Source organism: Desulfobulbaceae bacterium DB1 (assembly GCA_001914235.1).
GTDB lineage: Bacteria > Desulfobacterota > Desulfobulbia > Desulfobulbales > SURF-16 > DB1.
The window spans coordinates 281,442-300,092 of sequence record MQUF01000003.1 but is presented as its reverse complement, the minus strand read 5'-3'; the positions used below and the strand labels follow the sequence as shown (position 1 = coordinate 300,092).

At 58.1% G+C, this 18,651-nt stretch carries 15 protein-coding genes; all 15 read right to left on the bottom strand.

The genetic code is table 11. From position 1 onward, the window contains the following. Positions 1–2 precede the first annotated feature (2 nt). The gene (locus tag BM485_03765) at positions 3–1,808 is read right to left on the bottom strand and encodes a type VI secretion system protein ImpG (protein ID OKY76366.1); all 1,806 of its coding nucleotides are present in this window, start codon (positions 1,806–1,808) and stop codon (positions 3–5) included. A 26-nt stretch (positions 1,809–1,834) separates the two neighbouring features. Further along, complete coding sequence (locus tag BM485_03760) at positions 1,835–2,314, bottom strand: hypothetical protein (protein ID OKY76365.1); 480 nt, start codon at positions 2,312–2,314, stop codon at positions 1,835–1,837. Between the two features lie 54 nt (positions 2,315–2,368). After that, the gene (locus tag BM485_03755; protein ID OKY76364.1) at positions 2,369–2,899 is read right to left on the bottom strand and encodes a hypothetical protein; all 531 of its coding nucleotides are present in this window, start codon (positions 2,897–2,899) and stop codon (positions 2,369–2,371) included. Between the two features lie 68 nt (positions 2,900–2,967). Further along, positions 2,968–4,455, bottom strand: a complete 1,488-nt coding sequence (locus BM485_03750) for an EvpB family type VI secretion protein (GenBank protein ID OKY76363.1) — start codon at positions 4,453–4,455, stop codon at positions 2,968–2,970. A gap of 15 nt (positions 4,456–4,470) precedes the next feature. Next, positions 4,471–4,995, bottom strand: a complete 525-nt coding sequence (locus tag BM485_03745) for a type VI secretion system-associated protein (protein ID OKY76362.1) — start codon at positions 4,993–4,995, stop codon at positions 4,471–4,473. Positions 4,996–5,113: 118 nt separating this feature from the next. Further along, positions 5,114–6,484: a hypothetical protein gene (locus BM485_03740; GenBank protein ID OKY76361.1), complete on the bottom strand. Its 1,371-nt coding sequence runs from the start codon at positions 6,482–6,484 to the stop codon at positions 5,114–5,116. Then, the gene (locus BM485_03735) at positions 6,481–7,290 is read right to left on the bottom strand and encodes a hypothetical protein (GenBank protein OKY76360.1); all 810 of its coding nucleotides are present in this window, start codon (positions 7,288–7,290) and stop codon (positions 6,481–6,483) included. The genes BM485_03740 and BM485_03735 overlap by 4 nt, the downstream gene beginning before the upstream one ends. Positions 7,291–7,456: 166 nt before the next feature. Further along, entirely contained in the window at positions 7,457–8,071 is a 615-nt protein-coding gene (locus tag BM485_03730; protein OKY76359.1) for a hypothetical protein, read from the bottom strand. 31 nt (positions 8,072–8,102) lie between these two features. Then, on the bottom strand, positions 8,103–12,380 hold the full coding sequence (locus BM485_03725; GenBank protein ID OKY76358.1) for a hypothetical protein: 4,278 nt from the start codon (positions 12,378–12,380) through the stop codon (positions 8,103–8,105). Positions 12,381–12,435: 55 nt separating this feature from the next. Then, positions 12,436–13,104 (bottom strand): hypothetical protein, encoded by a 669-nt coding sequence (locus tag BM485_03720; GenBank protein OKY76357.1) that lies wholly within the window; start codon positions 13,102–13,104, stop codon positions 12,436–12,438. Continuing rightward, positions 13,104–14,492 (bottom strand): type VI secretion system-associated protein, encoded by a 1,389-nt coding sequence (locus tag BM485_03715; GenBank protein ID OKY76356.1) that lies wholly within the window; start codon positions 14,490–14,492, stop codon positions 13,104–13,106. Before BM485_03715 ends, BM485_03720 begins: the two co-directional genes overlap by 1 nt. Continuing rightward, the gene (locus tag BM485_03710) at positions 14,489–14,941 is read right to left on the bottom strand and encodes a hypothetical protein (protein OKY76355.1); all 453 of its coding nucleotides are present in this window, start codon (positions 14,939–14,941) and stop codon (positions 14,489–14,491) included. Before BM485_03710 ends, BM485_03715 begins: the two co-directional genes overlap by 4 nt. A 40-nt stretch (positions 14,942–14,981) precedes the next feature. Next, the gene (locus BM485_03705; protein ID OKY76354.1) at positions 14,982–16,340 is read right to left on the bottom strand and encodes a hypothetical protein; all 1,359 of its coding nucleotides are present in this window, start codon (positions 16,338–16,340) and stop codon (positions 14,982–14,984) included. Further along, entirely contained in the window at positions 16,333–17,634 is a 1,302-nt protein-coding gene (locus tag BM485_03700) for a hypothetical protein (GenBank protein OKY76353.1), read from the bottom strand. The genes BM485_03705 and BM485_03700 overlap by 8 nt, the downstream gene beginning before the upstream one ends. Before the next feature lie 404 nt (positions 17,635–18,038). Further along, complete coding sequence (locus BM485_03695) at positions 18,039–18,641, bottom strand: hypothetical protein (GenBank protein OKY76352.1); 603 nt, start codon at positions 18,639–18,641, stop codon at positions 18,039–18,041. Positions 18,642–18,651 lie beyond the last annotated feature (10 nt).

Sequence of the window (18,651 nt, the reverse complement as noted above, 5' to 3'; positions counted from 1 at the left end):
GCTTACAGAAGAATTCGGTTGCCGCTTCGCGGGGGCCACTCTTTTAATATCTCCTTGCGTTTGGTGGTGGTCACGGCCAGCTGGCTGAACGAGTTGACCGACACATATTGGCCGAGCAGCCGGTCCAGCACACTGGCGAACAGATAGATACCGGCGCCGACGAATTTATCCTCGTCAAGTTCCAGGGTCACCCTGATGCCGCGGCACAGCGACGGGCCGAGGCGACGGGTGACATGTTCCGAGCGGATTGACATGATGCCCTTGATCTGCTGCCTTGTTGCCGCTGAATTGTCATAATCGTACAGGGTGAGGATTTCGCGCAGCGCCTCAACACCGCCCGCCACCAGGGACAGGTAGTTCAAGGCGAAGTGGGAAATAAGCCGCCACTGCATGGCGCCTCCCAGGCTGGGGCGGCGCACCGGAGTCGGTTTGAGCAGGCAGCGGGTCATGAGAACCGGGGCCGCGGTTTCCAGATCAAAATCACCGCCCTGATCGCCGAACGGCAACAGGGCCGGCATATCCCGGTTGGTGCAGGTGGTGTGCACGGTGAGCACCAGGCTTTCCGGGTCAGTGGGCTTGAAGTCGAGATCAACAAAGGAAAGAAAGACATCGGTGCCCTGATCGTCGTGCCGTCCGGACCAGCGCCGCTGCATGTGCCAGTGGGCCCGGCGGCTCATGTCCTCCCCTTCGCCCAGATGGTGCCGGATGGAGTAGAACGGCTTGAATTCGACTTCCTTGCCCGACACGCCGCCGAGGGATGCGGTGACCCGGTCAATGGAATGGACTTCATGGGCCTTCTGCCTGCGGATGTCGGGAATGACCATGTATTCGGTGCGCTGATGCTCCACCCGCACCGGTTCGGCGATTTTGCTGAAAAGGTTGATGGTGGTCGTGCAGTTCAGGCAGAAGGTGTCGCGATCCACCACCATATTTTTTTTGGCGGCACGGTCCAGGTGAATCCAGAGGATGCAGGTGTCCTTTTCCTCGAACCGTTTCAGCTTGCCGATGCCTGCGATATCGATGAAAAGGAATTTCTCCGGAAAGCTGAAATACTCGAACAGCAACCGGTATCCCTGGAACGAGCGGCTGGTGAAGGGGACCAGCGCTTCGTCCTCGGAAAAACCGACCGGGGTGATGTCGCGCGGGGAAAGGGTGACGAACTCGGATTTTCCCGGAGCAAGCGGTATCTCGCATTCCACATGGCAGACGTTGTTTAACAGCAGTTCATAGAGGTGATAAATATGGTGCGACTGGCCGTTGAGAAAGAAGCGCAGACTCTGCCATTCGAGTTCGGCCAGGGAAAAGCCGTTGGTAATCTTCAGTTCAATGCGGATGGCCTGCTGGGCCTCGTTTTTCAATTCCACCGGGTCCTTGAAACCTGCCGCCGTTATTTCAACCGGCCAGATGGTGACCGGCATGCCGGTGATGAAATGACAGGGAACCCCTTTCACCGGTTTTGACAGCAGCTTGATCTTCTTGGGAATTTCATAGCCCGTTTCCGTAATGTTCGGCATCACCGGCTGGAACTGCACCACCGTCATGGAGGGAATGGGATTGACATAGTGGGGGTAGATGATGCCCAGCAGGGATTCGGTGATCTGGGGGAAATCATTGTCGATTTTCTGGTGGATACGGCCGCAGATAAAGGCAAAGGCCTCGATGAGCCTTTCCGTGTGCGGATCTTCGGACTTGTCCGGTTCCAGCAGCAGGCGGCCGGCGATCTTCGGGTATTTTTTGGCGAATTCCGCCCCCATTTCCCGAATGTAGGTCAGCTCCTGCTCGTAATAGGAAAGAAAGGTGTCGTCCATTTCCGCTCAATCTTTGTTGTGGTCCGTCAGCGTTCAATGACGTAGCGATCCTTTTTCGGATCAAAGTAGGTGTCGAAAATAACAGGTTCGGCTATGGGGTCGACAACCAGCACCCCGGAAATCCTGAACCCCAGTCCCTGGGCATTGTCCGAGGACGGATCAACCCGCACGGTGACGTTGCGGAGCCGCGGCTCAAATCGTGCCAGGGTGTTCCGCAGGTCTTTCAGCAGTTTTTTTCTGAAATAGGAACTGTTGGGGCTGTCCGCCGAATAATCGGCGACTCCGAAGGTGAAAAGAGATTTTTCCACTTCCGGGAAGGCCGCGGATACCGGCAGGATGCTCCTTTTGGTGTTGAGCAGGTTCTCGATATCCCTGATCACCGCTTCCCGTATTTCCCGGAAACCCGTCGAACGCGATTGGGCCGTCTCGGAGGAAAGTTCCGGTTCGTGATCGATAAGCCTGTCCAGGATGGATGCGTGCAGGTTGTCCTGCAATTGCCGGTTCATGGCTGCCGTTTCAGAAAGGGAGCGGATTCAGCCTCCGCTCCCTCGCATGCGTCATCAGGCATGGGTTGCCGCATCCCAGCTGACTTCGACCGCGCCGCCGCCTCTTACTGCGGTCTGGGTGTAGGTGTAGGTTATTTGTCCGAAATTGAGATGGACCTCTTCAAGAGGAATATTGGATCCCTCCTTGGAGCCGCCGACAACCCCGACTTCCGTGACATAGACACTTGTCAGCTTGATGGTCAGGTATGTTTCGTTTTTGCCGGCCACGGTCCGGGTGAGCTGGATTTCCGCCTCGTCATGCTGCTTGGCCGTGAGAACGGATTCATACAGTTTGGGGGAGGCGATATCGATCTGTTTGGTGATGACGACATCGCCGATATTGGCCCGGCCGGTTACCACGGCGCCGCTGGTGTGGCGGTGGGTGGTGGCCTGGGCCACCGCGTAACTCAGGCTTTCCAGGGATATCCAATCCTCGAAGCCCTTGGTGGTGCTTTCGCCGTTGATGTCGGATATCTTCATGTATCCGGTGAATTTGACATCCGCCTCTGCCATTTTACTGCTTCCCGAAGGTTTTACGATCGCCATGATTTGTGCCTCCTTTTCAATGAGTAGTAGTATCCGTCATTTTGTTCGCCATGTGAAATCATCTGGTATCATCCTCCCGCCGGGGGCGGCAGGTCGGCTACCAGCCGGAGTGAAACATTGAGCTCATCAAGCTGAAAATGGGGTTTTAAAAAAGCTACCGCCCGGTAAGCCCCCGGTTTTCCGGGTATTTCCGTTACGTCGATGCGTGCTTCGCGCAGGGGGAATTTTGATTTGGCCTCCTGGGAGGCATTGTCGTCGAGCAGGACGTAATTGGAAATCCAGCGGTTGAGAAAGTCCTGGGCCTGGCTGCGGCTCATGAAACTGCCGATCTTGTCGCGCATCATCGATTTCAGATAATGGGCGAAGCGGGCGGTGGCCATGATGTACTGCAGTTGGGACGACAGCCGCGCGTTGGCGGTGGCGGAGGCGGTATCGTAGACCTTGGCCTTGTTGACCGTCTGGGTGCTGAAAAAGGCGGCGTAATCCGTGCCCTTGCAGTGCACCAGGGGAATAAATCCCAGGTCGGCCAGTTCTTTTTCCCGGCGATCGGTGATGGCGATTTCGGTGGGGCATTTGAGGGCCACATCTCCCTCATCGGTCTTGAAGGTGTGCACCGGCAATCCCTCAACCAGGCCGCCGCCTTCAACGCCGCGAATGGCGGCGCACCATGAAAATTTGGCAAAGGCCTCGGTCATGCGGGTGGCCAGGGCATAGGCCGCATTACCCCACAGATACTTGCCGTGATCGGTGCCGTCGACCTTTTCCTCGAAATCGAATGTTTCAACCGGGACGGTGTTTCTGCCGTAGGGCTGGCGCATCAGGATATGGGGAAGGGCGAGCGCCACGTAGCGCGCATCCTCCGACTCCCGGAAGGAGCGCCATTTGGCATACTCGGCGGACTGGAAGATTTTGGCGAGATCCCTGGGCTGGCCCAGTTCCGTGTAGCTGTCCAGATTGAGCATCCCGGCTCCGGCGGCGGACAGGAAAGGGGCATGGGCTGCGGAAGCCACTCCGGCAATCTTTTCCAGCAGGGCGATGTCCTGGGGGTGGTTGGAGAACTCATAGTCACCGACCATGACGCCATAGGCGGCGCCGCCGAACATGCCGTATTCTTCTTCATAAACCTTCTTGAACATGGAGGACTGGTCAAATTCGCTGGCCTTTTCCATGTCTTTCAGCAGATCCTTTTTCGAAACATTCATGACCCGGATCTTCAATCGATCACCGGTTTCCGTTTTATCCACCAGATACTGGAGGCCCCGCCAGGACGCTTCCAGCTTCTTGAAATCCTCGTGGTGCATCACTTCGTTCAGCTGATCGGAGATGAGTTTGTCGATGGCCGCGATCCGGGCGTTGATCATGGCCTCGGTATCCTTGGAAATGGTCATGGTTCCTTCCATGACCTGGCTGACAAACTCGCCGAGAAGATCCTTGGCGTAACTCTTCTGGCTCTCGTCCCGGGCCAGCCGTCCTTCATCGATAATCTGGTCCAGCAGGCTTTTTTCCGCCGTTGTCGCCGCGGCTTCGGCCTGGACCTGTTGTTGCTGTTCAGCCATTGGTAGTCACCTCCTTTATTCCTTGCTTTCCGGTTCTTTTTTCTCGACGCCGGCTGATTTTCCCAGTGCCTCGATGGAGTCCGAGTTTGCCAGGACATTCTGCAGCAGTTCGTCCAGGCGGTCATTGCCGTCAAGTTTCGCCAGCAGGTCGGACAATTTCTTGCGTGCCTCGACCAGTTTGCGGACCGGGGTAACCTGCTCCGCCACCCGTTCCGGATGGAAATCATCGAGCGACTTGAAGCGGAGTTCCACCGCCATTTTGGAATCATCGCCGGTCAGTTTGTTGTCAACCCGATAGGCCAGTCGCGGTTTCATTCCTTCCAGAACCGTGTTGAAATTGTCCCGATCGATTTCGACAAACTTTCTGTCCTTGAGCTTGGGCAGCGGCTCATCGGGTTTGCCGGACAGATCGCTCAGCACTCCCACTACAAAGGGTATTTCTTTTTTTTCAATGGCACCCCCGATTTCCACGTCGTATGTAATCTGGACCCGCGGGGCCCTGACCCTGTCCAGGGTATGCTGCAGACTTTCTTTTGCCATGGTCAACCTCCTTTTCATTGCCACAGATTCTACTGCTGATATTTTGCACCAGAAATTTTTCTTGTTGGGGCGTCGGAATTTTTTTTTGTTCTTCCGGCTTCAGACTCCTTCCGCTTTTTCAACCTGCATATTTCATCGCCAGGGTAATGTCCAGGGTGCAGATTTTGACCAGCAGCTGGTTGGCCCTGTTTTTGTCCTCCTCGGCGGCGTCCTCGCCGCTTAAACATTCATACAGGCTGCCGTAGATTTCGGCAATCCACACCGGCGACTCCCATCGTTCGAGCTGCAGATCGGTGACGAGTTTGTACAGTTCCTCGGCTATGGGCCAGGCGAGATCGCTTCGTCCGGCGCGAAGGCAGATTTTCACCATGAGCAGGCGGCAGTTGGTTTCATCCCGGTTGGATTGGGCGCTGCGGGTCGCGCCGAGCAGCATTTCTAGGGCTGACTCGAGTCCTTCCCCTTGCAGCCGCTCAAGGGCTTCCTGCCAGAGCAGGTCTTGCTTGCCGCCCGAACCGAGAAAACGCAGGACCTGATAGGCGTCCGGGGCGAAATCGGCCGTCATCCGGCGGGATATCGTCTGAGCGGCGGCCACCGGACGACCGGCTGCGGGAGAGGCATCGCCCGACCGTGTTTCCCGCGCCAAAGCTGCCGAATCCGGCTCCGCAACCGGAGCGGCGGGCGTTTCCCCCGACGGCTGCGCTTCCTCGGCTTTTTTCGAGCCGGAGAGATTGCCCCCTTTGTCCTTGACAAAACGGGCAACATGATTGGCGGTTTCTTCAAGGACCGATGAAATTTCCGAAAGTCTGGGTGCTTCCCTGCCGAAGGCGGCGTCAACCGTTTCGTCTAATTCCTTGAAGGCCAGCAGGCAATCCTGAATGGTCGCATGGAGGTTTTCGTAAAAGAGAACGGACGATTTGCGCACAGCCGCCTCGAACTGTTCCATCGTCGTCTTGCCTTCGGAGATCAGGGCCTCCCGCGCCTGGGAAGATGCCTGGCTCACCTGCTGGGCTTCCTTCCAGGACACCAGGGTGTAGCCTTCGGAAACGCCGGGATCGGTCAATGGGATATCCCGCAGCGAAAGGCTTATTTTGTCATTGGCGAATTCCAGGGGGCCGCACCGGTAGTCAAGATCGCCATCATCGATCGCAGGATAGAGCGTCTCCCAGAAATTTTTCAGCAATCCGGTAATAATCCTGGTTCCGCCGGCAAATCCGGAGAATCCGTCGGTTTTGGTCAGGGCCTCGGTCAGCCACACCGCAATCTGCAGATCCTTGGTCTGGGTGGCGAGAGCGGTAAGGGAAAGTTTGATCACCGCTTCCCAGTCCGATGATTTCAACTCCCGCTGCCAGTCGCCCCGGTCCAGGGTGTCATCGGCGCGCCGTGCTTCCTTGATGGCGTCGTAAACCGGGCTGTAGCGAAGATCATCGCCGGCGGGGTTGTCGCCGGTAAGCGGGGCCAGAAGTGCGTCAATGTCCAGTGCGTGTTTCATGCGTTCCCGCCTGATTCGTTGTAGTGGAATTGCATTTCGCTGATTTCCAGGATGGCGAGGTCTTCTTCGCCGACGGTAAAAACCTGTTGCCCGCTTCCTTGGCAGAACGATCCGCCCAGGGGCAGCCATTCCGTTCTCTTGCCCATTTTGACCAGATCATTTTCATGTCGGCAGGATTCCGGGTAGAGCACGGGCAGGGTGCAGTTTAAGGTGAGACCTTCCCAGGTGGTGAGGCCGGCGGTGGCCCAGATGAGATCCAGAAGTGTTGCCGGAGGAGAAATGGTGAGTTCGCGGATGGCCGCGAATGGCACCCAGACATAGCGGCCATGGGCGAAGGTTTCGAGAAACCAGGCCAGGGTGGTGTCGGTGTTGCGCAGTCCCGTGAATTGTTTGCCGTTGACCGTGCCGGAGATTGTCGCCACCCGGCCTTCCGCCTGGCTGAAAAGTTCGGAGGCGCCGGCGATGTCGTGCTCTCTCAGCTTGGCGCACGCCTGAAAATAGATGTCGAAAAAGGGCGGGGTCTTGGGCAGGAATGAGGGCAGCGTTTCCCCGCGGATGACGCGGAGACGTTCCTGTTCTCCGGAAATGATGCCGGCGTAATGGACAAAGGCCGGGTTGGCCTGTTTGTCCATGCTTGCCAGTGCCTCAAGGTGGCGCAAGGCCTTTTCCCATTCGCCGCAGAACAGGAGAACCTGGAAAAGCAGGGTGCGGGCAATGGTGTCTGCCGGAGCCGACCTGAGCTGTTCCACCAGTTCCGTGCGGGCCTGGGCAAGCTGACCTGATTTGATGAGATCGGTGATGTTCACTTGGTGTATCCTTTTGTCATTTAAAGAATTTTCTCATTTGCACCGGTAGTGTTATTTTATAGTAATTTCCCCGGATAAGTCAAAGTATCTGGTGCATTGGGAAAAAGTTTTTCCGGGCCGGACCGTTCGGCAACATCCCCGGCGAGCGATGCGCGGGGAGCGGCAGTCAGTCCGGCGTCTCTGCTCCGGGCAGTGCCGACCACTTCGCCATGAACACCGACTCCGAGCCTTGCCAGACCAGGGGCTGTATCGGGCCGGACCGGTTCGGCGCACAGATCAGAAACAGCGGGCGGTTGCCGTCCGGAGTCGCGCCGAGCGCCGCGGCGAGTTGCGGGTTTTGCTCTTCCTTTGCCGGCTCAAGGAGGAGCTGCCTGCCGCGGATCTGTTGATAGCACTGGTCAATGGAGCTCACGCCGTCAAGCGCCCCACGTTCTTTCAGCAGCAACCGCCATGTGGTCAAAGCGGCCGCGGGCAGCAGTCGTGTCTTGATGCCGTCAAGGCTGACAAAAAGCGAAAAAGGGAATTCGCGGATGCCGTCGCTGCTCGGTTCGATGATTCCCGCCGTCAGCGGCGATTTTCGTGTCCGGCGGAAGAGAAACAACCATCTTCCCGGCGGCAGGCGCACGCCCTGCCGACCGGCAAAGCCGAGCAGCCAGGATTTCCAGGCCACACCATCCGCGGTGCTGAGCACGGCGATGTAATCCTGGTAAAAAGGCAGTTTGCCGTAAACCTCCAGTGCGGCGGTTTTCCTGCTGCCGAATAAGTTTTGAAGTATGCTCATCGAGTTCGAACCCGCGGGTGTGAACCAGGTATCAGCGCGGCCAGCTCACCGGGCCGGGCAGCAGCTGGTCAAAACCAACCTTGAGCGGCACAAGGGCAAAACCCGGCTGGGTGCGCACCACGGCGGGTTCCCCGTCCTTGGCCGGGGTAACGATCAGGCTTTCCGGCAATTGCAGGGAGACGCGCCATTCGGACAGCCGGGTGCTTTCGAGCCTGGTGCCGCTGCTGATGAGGTAGGCGGGAAACGCAATGCTGCCGCCGGTAACCCGCAGCGAGGTCTTCATGCCGGTTTCCTCGTTTATCGCCTCAATGGTGACGGCAGGGGCTGCGTGGAGATCCCACAGGGCTTCGCCCCGTTTGTAGCGGTTGCCGCTGAAGCGCAGCCTGAGTGCTTTGCGCTTGTCGTCCTCCAGGCCATTGAAGAGCAGCTGGGTGAATCGCGCTGCCGCCTGGTCGGCCTGGTCTCCGGCATCATCGATCATCACTTCCACGCGATGGCTCTTGGGGCGCCCGCCTTCATCAAAAAGAAATTCCCGCCACTGCTGGCACTCTTTCAGAAAGCGCTTCTGGGCTTCGTTGAGAATGGCGGCAGAGGAGTCGGCGGCGGGTTTTGCCTGCAGCAGGCCGTATTTTTTGACAAAGACTTCGAAGCCGTTATCGGCCGAAAAGAAGAAGTCGTTGAGCACGGCGGCACTGCCGACCTGGATGGTCAGGGTGCGCAGGTTGCCTTCAATGTTGTCCTCGATGATCCAGCGCTCAGGGTTGCCGAAGGGGAAGGTGTCGCCTATTTTTTTCTGCCATTCGCCGATAAAGGAGGCAAAGGAGGTGCTGACTCCGGAGGCGACTTTGCCCTTGAGCAGCGAAATGCCGTGGCTCTCTATGGCGGCGAGTCGCAAGGCCAGGGGTTCGCCGCGGCTTAAGGCGTCCCGTTCAACCTTGTTGGCAAAGATGCGGAGCGCGGAAAAGGCGTCCATGGGGGCGGCCCCTGTTTCCGGTTTGGCGCTGAGCGCCTGCCAGGACTGGGTGGCGTCGTCGCTGAGTTCCTTGACGGCGTTGTAGAAGTCGTTTTGCGACTCGTCAAGCATGCTCATGTAGCGGTTGCCGCTGTAGACGTAGGCCGTTTTTTCCACCTTTTGCTCCAGGGACCGCAAGGATGACGAGGCAAGTGCCTTGTTCACCGCGTTCCACAGCACCTCTTTGACTCCCTGGATATCTTTCAACGGCATGGCGTCGAGAAAGGCGTCCATGGGCCAGACACTGATGTCGAGGAAGATGCCCTGCTGGTTCATGACCTCCTGGCGGAAGGCCTGCCATGACTTGGTGGAGAGGATGCGGGCGGCCGGATCAACATCCCGGATGGTATTGTGCCAGAATTGCAGGCACCGCTGCCAGCTTTCCAGCATCACCTCGGTCATGGCCGCGTGGACGGGCTTCAGGCCGACCGTGGCGGCCGGGTATTTCTGGCGCAGGCTTTCATGGATGTTGCTCAGTGTCGTGTACTGGGTCGTCAGCCAGGATGCCCTGGCCATGCGGGGCGGATCAAGACCGGGACTGAGGCTGTCCGCCGTGATGGCGTCCTGGGAGCTTACCGCCTTGATGGCGGCAATGGTGGCGTCTCGTTCCGACAGCCAGACGATATGGCGCATAAAGGAATCAAGGGCGGCCTGCAGTTCCGGTTTTTTCCATTTCTCCCCCTGCAGACCGGCGATAAGTGCCTGTATTTCCCCTGATTTCGTTTCTCTTTCCTTTTGCCATGCCTGGTTCCAGAACCCGAGCACCGCAAGGGGATCGGTGCCTGGTTCCTGGAGGCGTTTGCTTTCCTCGGGGGTAAAAAGCGGACCGAAGTCAAGGGCGACCCGTACCGCTTTTTTGACCGCCGGCATGTCCGGGTCAAGTTGACCGTCGTCGTGGACCACATGACTGTTCCGGCGGATGAAGGCGGCCCACTGCGAGCCGATGTTCTGCTCGGTATCCTGGCAGATTTGGGAATGACGGGTGGCGGTGGAAGTCAGGGAATTGATATCTCCCGGGGGCTGGTCGGTCAGGGCTTTTCCCAGGAGAAGATAATCCTCCTGACAGGAAGCCTTTATCGCCGCGGTCCAGACAAGATCGTCGCGGCCGATGGCGGAGAGGAAGTCGATCCCCTCCAGGAAACGCTTGGCCTCGGCGCTGAAGGATGCAAAATCGTTGTCATCGCCGGGTCGCATCGGCATGACGTTCAGGTTGCCGTATGAGGCGTTGATCATGGTGATGGCGTCCTGGATTTTCTTCCACAGCTCGGGATAATAGGTGGCCCAGAATTCCTGGAGCCGCCCCATGCCGTCCCGTGCCTGGAACATGGTGCCGCGAAACTTGGCAAAGGTGAAATTCGGCATGTCGCCGTAAGGGTAGCCCTTGACCAGCCGTTCCACCTCAAGGCGATTGATGGCCCGCATGGCAGGGGACTGCCAGGGAACAAAGTCAAAGCCGGCCATGATATCGTTGCCGGAAATGGCTTTTCCCGCCTTGGTGTCAAGATACAGCAGGAGCAGTTTGAGAAACCGGGCCTTTTCAGCCGGATCGGCCAGCCTTTCCATGGCGGCGAAATTCTCCCCGGCGGCAAGCAGCATCGGGTGGAGCACCATCTGTTCCAGCAGCGCGTCTTCAATGCGGCCGATCTTTCGGACGATGCCGTGTTCCTTTGATTTGAAAAAGCGGCGGACGCCCTGTTCCATGAGCTGCAAGCGGCCACGGTCAAGTGTGTCAATCACTGTGACGACTTCATTGAAATCAACGGGCTGCGCGGGCTGTCCTTTGCCGAGCAGCATGGTCTGTGCCTTGCGGGCATGAAGCTCGAGGGGCTGCACCAGATTGAGCAATCGGTTGTAGCCGCTGATCAGCAGCCAGGCGGTGACCACCAGGATGACTGTCGCCGTGACGCCTGCCGCGATACGGAAGGTGATCTCCTGCTTGGCCATTCTGCCGGCGCGGTTGACCAGTCCCTGTTCCCGGAAGACTTTCCGGTAGAATATGTTGATGAAATAGGCCCGGGACTGGACAAAGGATTTGGCGAATTCCGCCATGATTCCCTTATCCTCCGCCTTTGCCCCGGACAGCAGTGCCCTGGCGATGGAGCGGCCTTCCTGGAGGCCGCTGCTGAAATAGCAGCCGCGCAGCAGCAGAGGTGAGTGAAAGCGGTCGCCGCTGAAGATGAAGCCAAGGTATTCCCGCAGGGTATCCTTCACCCGGCTGAATTCACCGGGAAAGGCATAGACCCGGTCCGCCTCCGGGCCGGGGGTGATGTCCCGCAGCCGGCGCATGGACCAGCCGTGCAGTCTGCCGTGCAGGAGTTCAAAGAAGTGGTTGAATTCCTCCGGGTTGAACCCCTTGGAGGCGATGTCGCGTCGATTCCAGCCCACTGCCTGGGTACGTTCCTGGGCGGAAAGCGAGGCGCAGAATTCGGCGAAACCGTAAACCAGGTCAAGTTTCGACACCATGATGTACACGGGAAACTCGATACCCAGCACCGCGACCAGCTCGTGCAGTTTTTCCTGGATGTTTCGGGACTTGTTCCTGATGGTGTCCGGCGAATCCTGCAGCAGGGAGGTGGCCGGAATGGTGACGATGACCCCGTTTATCGGACAGCGGCTGCGGTAGCGGCCGAGCAGTTTGAGAAAGGCACGCCACTCCCGGCGGTCAGGGGCGGTGTCAACGGGCATGGTGAAACGGCCGGCGGTGTCGATGATGACCGCGTCGTTGGTGAACCACCAGTCGCAGTTGACGGTGCCGCCCGCGCCGGTCAGCGCATCCTTGCCCAGCGGGAAGTCAAGGCCTGATTCGCGCAGGGTGGTGGTTTTTCCCGATTGGGGCTCGCCGATGAGCAGAAACCACGGCAGGTCGTAAATCTTGACCTTGCTTGCCTTGAGCGTCGCCATGGCGTCGGCCCAGCGGCCCTTGATATCCTGGACCGCGAGTTTCGACTGCTGACGCTGCTGGTCCTCGGCCTGCTGCTGCCGGTCAAGTTCGTCTCCCATTTTTTTCCCGCGTCGTTTTTCAAACAGGCGCCAAAGGAAATAGATGCCGACAATGAGCAGGACGGTGAGCAGGATGCCGCCCAGCCCCAGCAGCAGATATTTTGATCCCAGTTTCAGGCCGAGCCGGGTGAGGTAGTAGCCGAGGATGCCGATGATGACCATGATGCCGGCAAGGGCGGAAAGGGGCGAACGCAACAGGGAAAGTAGTTTTGACATGGCTTTTTTATCCGAAAACTTTTTTTTCACCACGGAGAACACGGAGGATTTTGTTTTTTTCTCTGCGTGTTCGCTGTGCACCGTGGTTGATTTTCATGTTTCGTTGTGGCTGACCATTCCGGTCCAGCCATGCAGGTTACTCGATGAGCGACCGACTGACATCGTTGATCACCCCGGCAATATCGTTCCACATCCATTGGCTGGTGATAAAGTAAATGAGAAAGGAAACCAGCAGCACGGCAATGATGGCCGACAAACCGAACAGTTTCGGCAAATATCTGGTGTCTCCGGCAATGACGTGTTCGGCGCCCGGAGTAAGGCGGCGCTCGTCGTCGGGCAAGCGGTTCGGCAGCAGCGCATAGGTTCGCAGTTTCAGCCCGGTCACCTTTTCCGGCTGGTTGCGGTATCTGCCCCGGAAACCCAAGGCCAGAATGGTGTAGAACAGCTCGGCCAGTTCCGGGTCCCGGTAGCCTTCGTTTTCCAGCAGATCGTAAAATCGTTCGCCCACCACGCTGGTTCGGAAGAATTCCATTTCAAGCAGCCGTTCATGCCATTCCTTGGCCCGGTTCCATGCGGAGGAGAGAATGACCTCGTCGGCAAAGCCGGTCATGATGTATTTGATGGTCGGAAGCTTCGGCTGCAGCGCGGCGACGGTCTGCAGGGAGGCCTCCATGCCGGCCAGGCGGGTGACGATGTCGGCGCGCAGGGAATGGGAATCGACTTGTTCACCGGCTTCAAGCCGGTAGCGGAAACCGAGGAGATAATCAATCACCGGTCGGGCGGCGTTCATTATTCTGTTGTCCATTATTTTTCTCCCTGCTCGATGTGCACGTAAAGACTGATGTCCGAGGTGGCGTCAACCGGGATGCCGTAGATGACGAGATAAAGGTCCCGGCAGAGATCAAGCCAGAATTCCGAGGTGCGCGATATGTCCACCTGATAGTAGTGCAGGCCGCTTTTGTCCGGCAGACCGGAGGGGATGCGGCGCAGTCTCTGGCAGGACAGGCCCCTGGTTCGGGAAATGATCAGCTCCTCCATGCGGGAGGGCGGCGCAATTTTTACCCGGTAATCGCTCAGCATGGCATCGACCTGGCTTTCCGTCATATCGGTGACGATGCAGAGATAGGTCTTGACCCTGGTGCCCTGGGCCGGTTCGAGCCATTCCTTGTCAATGCGGCAGACACGCTGGTCGCCTTCGATTTCAAAACGACGGTGGATGTAGTCGACCACCACTCCGCCCTCGATCATCTGCTCAACCAGCTTCAGCACCGTTTCCATGACAAAGGTGAGATTGTCATGGTCATAGGGGGGGATGGTCAGCCGGGTGTCGGGGTAGAGGGCGACCAGTTCTCCGGCCAGCCGGACAAGCTCCAGGTACAGGTGAAAGGGGTGAATGTGTTCCGCATTGAGAAGCTGCTGCATGAGCAGGCCGTAGCTTGCCGAAATCTGCAGGCGGGAAAGATTCGCCAGTATGCGCAGCGGGTCGCCGGTCAGCGAGATTCTTTTGGCCGACATTTCGCCTTGGAGAAAATTCGCCTGATTGCTCAGCTTGACCACCACATTCTTGGTGCGCTCCCGCAGATGGGAGGAGGCGGTGATGTGGAGCAGCGGCGGGATGTGCGCCGCCTTGAAGACGGGCAGCTTGGAGGACGACCATTCCATTTCGCCGATCTGCATGGCCTCGAACTGGTCCCCCGGATGGGGACCGAAAAAAATCTGAACGTTCCACAGGCGGCTCAGGATCGTCTGCTCATTCTGGCCGTTGTTTTCGTCGGCCAGGGTGTTTTCCTTCAGGACAAAGGTGCGGGCAACGCCCTTTTCCTCCTCGCCCAGTTCATGCACCAGAGGGCGGTGCGGCTCCGGCCGCCTGATGCCGAACCAGACGGGCAGACCCGTATCGAGCTGATCTTTCTGGTCTGCAAAGGATTTTTCCGCGGCATGTCCGTTATCCGGCACATTGATCCAGGTGCCGTCCTTGAGGCGGAAAACGGCGCGATCGATCTTAATGCGGAAGCCGGCCAGGGCGGCGCTGTTTATCTGCAGGTCGCCGATGCCCCACCAGTAGGGGGTGAGGGTGGTGGCCATTTCGCATTCCAGCATGTGCCTGCTGCGGCCGGAGGCCTGGTAATGGTGGGGCAGGAGAAACATCCCCTCATGCCAGTGAACCTCGGCTGTTTCGCTTTTTCCTGTCACGGCGCAAGCTCCATTCTATTGTCTTTGATGTTCACCTTGTAGCTCGGCGCAAAATTGTTTTTTTCCGGAGAAATGACGATCTGCTGACCGAGGCGGTCCACGTTGTTTTCATAGTCGGCGTAAATGATCACCTTGGTGACTCCCTCGGGGATAGTGATTTTCACCTCCCGCCGGGCGTCACCCTTGATGGCGACATGCTGGATTTCTTCACCCACGAGCCGGTCGCGGAGGGTTTCTCCGAACCAGTTTTCCGGGCCAATCTCAAGGACCGATTCGGAGACGGCGCGGTCGACCACGACGATGTCGACCGGCAGCAGGACATCATCGTTTATGGAGGGATCGGCGGCAAAGTTGAGGGTGATATCGGAAAATTTCTTGGGCGCGGCACAGGCCCCAAGCATGACGGACAGGATGAGAAATAGAAAGAGACGACAGGATTTTTTCCCCATTATGGATATTCCTCCTCAGTTTGGTAATTTTTACTTCCGTTCAGTTGGGTTGCGATTTTTCCTTGTACTTCCTGAGCTTCGTCTGAATCTGTTCCCGCACCACCTGTTCCGCCATCCCTTCGCTTTCCACTTTGGTCAGGGTGGCCCTGACGGTGTTGGCGATATCCTGGGGGGTGAGTGCTTTTTTGCCGAGAGGCAGCAGTCCCTTGCCTTGATCATCCGTGTCGGCCAGGGCCTTGCCGAGCCGCGCGCCGAACCGGGCGGCAAAGGGCATGTATCCTTCGCGCTGGGCGGCAAGCAGCAAAACCAGCAGGTGATAGAGGGTCTCCAGGCGGGCTGCGAGAATTTTCTCCCGGCCGGTTTTGTCGGACGCCAGGCGAAGCGCCTCCCGCAGATCTCCTTCCAGCTCCGGCAGTTGCAGTTTGTTGGTTCCGGCAACAGGGCTTTCGGCATCATCCAGAAAGCCTTTTGCAATTCTTTCAATTTTCAGGGCAAAGTCAAGCCAGAGGGGGTCATCATGGCTTTGCTCCGAACGGGATTCCGCCATTGCCGGCTCGGCGGGAGCGGAAGGGGAAACATCAGGGGCCGGAGAAAGGGCGGCGGCTCTGCCCGGTTGCGGGCGGCCGTAGGAAATGCCGAATCTTTCCAGCAGGGGCTGGTCGGAACGAATATAGCGGGAAACCAGGCTCCGCCCCTCTTCGAGCAATGCCTTGCAGAAATGCAGCGGAGTAATGCCCTCCTTGTCTTTTTTTGCCGCAAGATCAAGCACCCGCCAGACCCGCGGGGCGATGATCAGCGTGCCCGGCATGGTCTGCAACATGGGCTGCAGGTTGATATTGGCAAGGCAGGGATCAAGGATTTTATAGCGCGCGCCGGACAGCAGGGTGCGCACGCTGGAAAATTGCTCGCCCTCTTTTTCATCCATTGCCTTGATCAGGGCCAGAAACAGCCTGCTGATATCGCAGTAGCCGCCCTCGGCCGGCATGCGGTTCGAGAGTTCTTCCCACACCGGGTTGAATTCCGGCGAGAAAACATAGTCCTTGCGGGGGTCGCTGAACCCTTTGTCGCTGAAGGAGTTCAGTACATCAAGGATCGACCCCTGAAAAAGCTGGATAATGGTGGAGCCGACAATGAAGGTATCGCCCATTTTCAGGGGGAAGGTCTTTGCCGGCTGGATTTTTTTGCCTTTCAGCCATGTGCCGTTGGTGCTCTGCAGATCGCGCAGGCACCAGGACGGGCCCTCTCGGAGGATTTCGGCGTGCCGCCCGGAAATTTCCAGATCAAGGGCCAGGGAAAGGATGTTTCCCACGTTGCGGCCGATATTGCCCTGTTTGTCAATGAGGCAGTTCAGCCCGTCCATCGGGCCGTCAATCACTTCAAGAACGAGCTGCTCAGTCATTGAGTTTACAGTTGCCCATCTGTTGTGCCAGATTCTCGGCCCGTTCCCGGAACGCCGATGTTGCCGGGATGTCTTTCAGGTAGTCGCAGGCCATGGTGTAATTTCCTTCGTTGTAATAGCGGTATGCTTCATTAAAGAATCTGCCGTGCAAATTGTAGTTCTTGGGGTCACCATCCGATTGCGCGGGCGCGGCCGGGGCAGGCGGCGCGACAGCGGGAGCGGGGGCAACAAGCGGAGGCGCGGCCTGTTGCGCGGCCGGTGGCGGAGCGGTGGGTGCCTTGGGCGGGGCATCATCCTTGTCCCGGGTGAAAAAAAGCACCAGGGCAACAACAAGCAGAATTCCCAGCAGCGCGGCGCCGCCGAGAAGCAGATAGCGGCTGATCCCGGTTTTTTGTGAGGGGAATCCGGATTTGAGGCCGCCGTCGGCCGGTTGGGAGAAGGGGTCTTCCCAGGAACTCTGCCCCTCGAAATCATCAAAGGCGTTGCGACTGCTTGCCGGGGGAAAAGCCGGTGCCGGCTCCGCTTGGGGAGCGGAAGTGTCGCCGGAAAAATCGCCTCCTGGAAAAGGCGGCGGTGCCGGTTGCCGAAAGTCTCCTCCCCTGGGAGCCGGGTGCCCGGCAAAGGGGTCACGGGGGGGAGGCGCCGGCTGTTGCTGTTGGGCCTTGGCGAATTCCGCCGGGTCCGCCATGAAAAGCGTTGCATTGGTATCGATCTTTTTGCGCAGCCGGCAGAGGATTCTGCCCACGGTGAAGGCGGCGGGAGCGGCGATTTCAATGGTTGTCGACTTGTGGGTGATGCCGTTGTGGACCAGGCCGTTCAAGCCGAGAACCTGAATGACCACCTTGTCACCCCGTCTTTCAAGAACCAGGTGTTCGCGGCTCAGGGTGCGATCGTCAAGGATGATATCCTGCGTGGTGTCGCGGCCGACCGTCAGCCTGAGTCCGGAGGAGAGGGGCATTTCAACGGCACCGGCGGCTGTTTCCGCCTCAAAGAACAGATCTTCTTCCCGGATGGGAGGTCTGGGGGGGGCGGGTCGGGGTGGCGGCGCAACGGGCGCCTGGGGAGTGATCGTGACCTGCTCGCCGGCGAAACGGGGGCGCTGGGGGGAATCGAAACCGGCGTCTGCCGCAGGTGGTTCGGGTCTGCCGATATCGAGGCCGGAACCGATACGGGTTTTTTCACTGTCATTGACCGGCGTTGCGGGCGGTTGCGGCTTCCTGTCCGGGGAGAAAAACTCGACTCCCATGCCGATACGGGTCTTGTCGTCTTCGGGGAATTTCTGGTCATTCGTCATTGCGGGCACCAGAGATGGTGTTAAATTGGGCGTCCGGCGCAAAGGCGGCATTGAAACCTCTTCGTTTCAACGGCCGTTGACCCGGATTGGTCGCCGGTTCAGACAAGGCACGCCTTGCAGGCTCTCTGTACTGCTTCAACCATGCTTTTCTGGTAAAACTGATTTGTCAGTTTGTCGGAATCGCCCACTGCCGCCGGCCTGTCGGTAATAATTTTTTCAGTGATCCTGTTGCAAAGACGGTGCCGGAATTTTTACAAAGCCATCCCATTGCAAGCAATCAAAACTATACTATAAATTTGTATATAAATTTCCAGAAAATTTCAAGAAATCTCACAAAACAGCACGCAGGAATCGGATCACTGTTCCGGGGAGGGATGTTGCGCGGACCCCAAAATAGTCAACAATTACCTGGTCAGGTGTTTGTCGACGTAGCGGGCAAGGATTTCGGCGGTGGCCGAAGGCGGCCGCACGGAGAAGAAGTGGTCGATGATCGCATGGGCCATTTCATGGGCCAGCATCCCTTCATGCACATCGGCCACCGTGACGTAAATGGTGTTTTTTTCGTAAAGATACCAGGCCCGCATGGCGTCCTTGCTCCGGAAAAGCCGCTGGTAAACATCCCGCAGGCTGCCGGTGTCCGGATAGATTTTTATGGTCACCTTTTCCATTTTCCGGCGCATATCAAGAATTTCCTGAACCCGCATGAAGAGCGCGTCGATTTTCTCGGTGATGCCGTTGTCACCTGTTTCGTCGGAGGGCACCAGGAGGTGCGCGGCAGGGTCCCGGCGGCGGTCATATCGTATTTTGCCCGCAAACAGGTCAAGCACCTCGCGGCTTTCAAAAAGAAGCACGGCGTGCCGCGTTTCAAGCTGCTGCCATTTGCCGCCGTAAATGGTTGCCGCCCATGAGCTGCCCCCGGCGACGGCAATCAGCCATGCGGTCAGCAGGAGAACGAGGAAGGGGGGGCGCAGTGCATGACGTGCGGGATATGGAGTCGAAGTTGCCAAAGGCCGTCCA

Excerpts from the sequence above, each read along its gene's own strand:
- BM485_03765 (OKY76366.1), bottom strand. The coding sequence starts at position 1,808 with ATGGACGACACCTTTCTTTCCTATTACGAGCAGGAGCTGACCTACATT.
- BM485_03760 (OKY76365.1), bottom strand. The coding sequence starts at position 2,314 with ATGAACCGGCAATTGCAGGACAACCTGCACGCATCCATCCTGGACAGG.
- BM485_03755 (OKY76364.1), bottom strand. The coding sequence starts at position 2,899 with ATGGCGATCGTAAAACCTTCGGGAAGCAGTAAAATGGCAGAGGCGGAT.
- BM485_03750 (OKY76363.1), bottom strand. The coding sequence starts at position 4,455 with ATGGCTGAACAGCAACAACAGGTCCAGGCCGAAGCCGCGGCGACAACG.
- BM485_03745 (OKY76362.1), bottom strand. The coding sequence starts at position 4,995 with ATGGCAAAAGAAAGTCTGCAGCATACCCTGGACAGGGTCAGGGCCCCG.
- BM485_03740 (OKY76361.1), bottom strand. The coding sequence starts at position 6,484 with ATGAAACACGCACTGGACATTGACGCACTTCTGGCCCCGCTTACCGGC.
- BM485_03730 (OKY76359.1), bottom strand. The coding sequence starts at position 8,071 with ATGAGCATACTTCAAAACTTATTCGGCAGCAGGAAAACCGCCGCACTG.
- BM485_03720 (OKY76357.1), bottom strand. The coding sequence starts at position 13,104 with ATGGACAACAGAATAATGAACGCCGCCCGACCGGTGATTGATTATCTC.
- BM485_03710 (OKY76355.1), bottom strand. The coding sequence starts at position 14,941 with ATGGGGAAAAAATCCTGTCGTCTCTTTCTATTTCTCATCCTGTCCGTC.
- BM485_03705 (OKY76354.1), bottom strand. The coding sequence starts at position 16,340 with ATGACTGAGCAGCTCGTTCTTGAAGTGATTGACGGCCCGATGGACGGG.
- BM485_03700 (OKY76353.1), bottom strand. The coding sequence starts at position 17,634 with ATGACGAATGACCAGAAATTCCCCGAAGACGACAAGACCCGTATCGGC.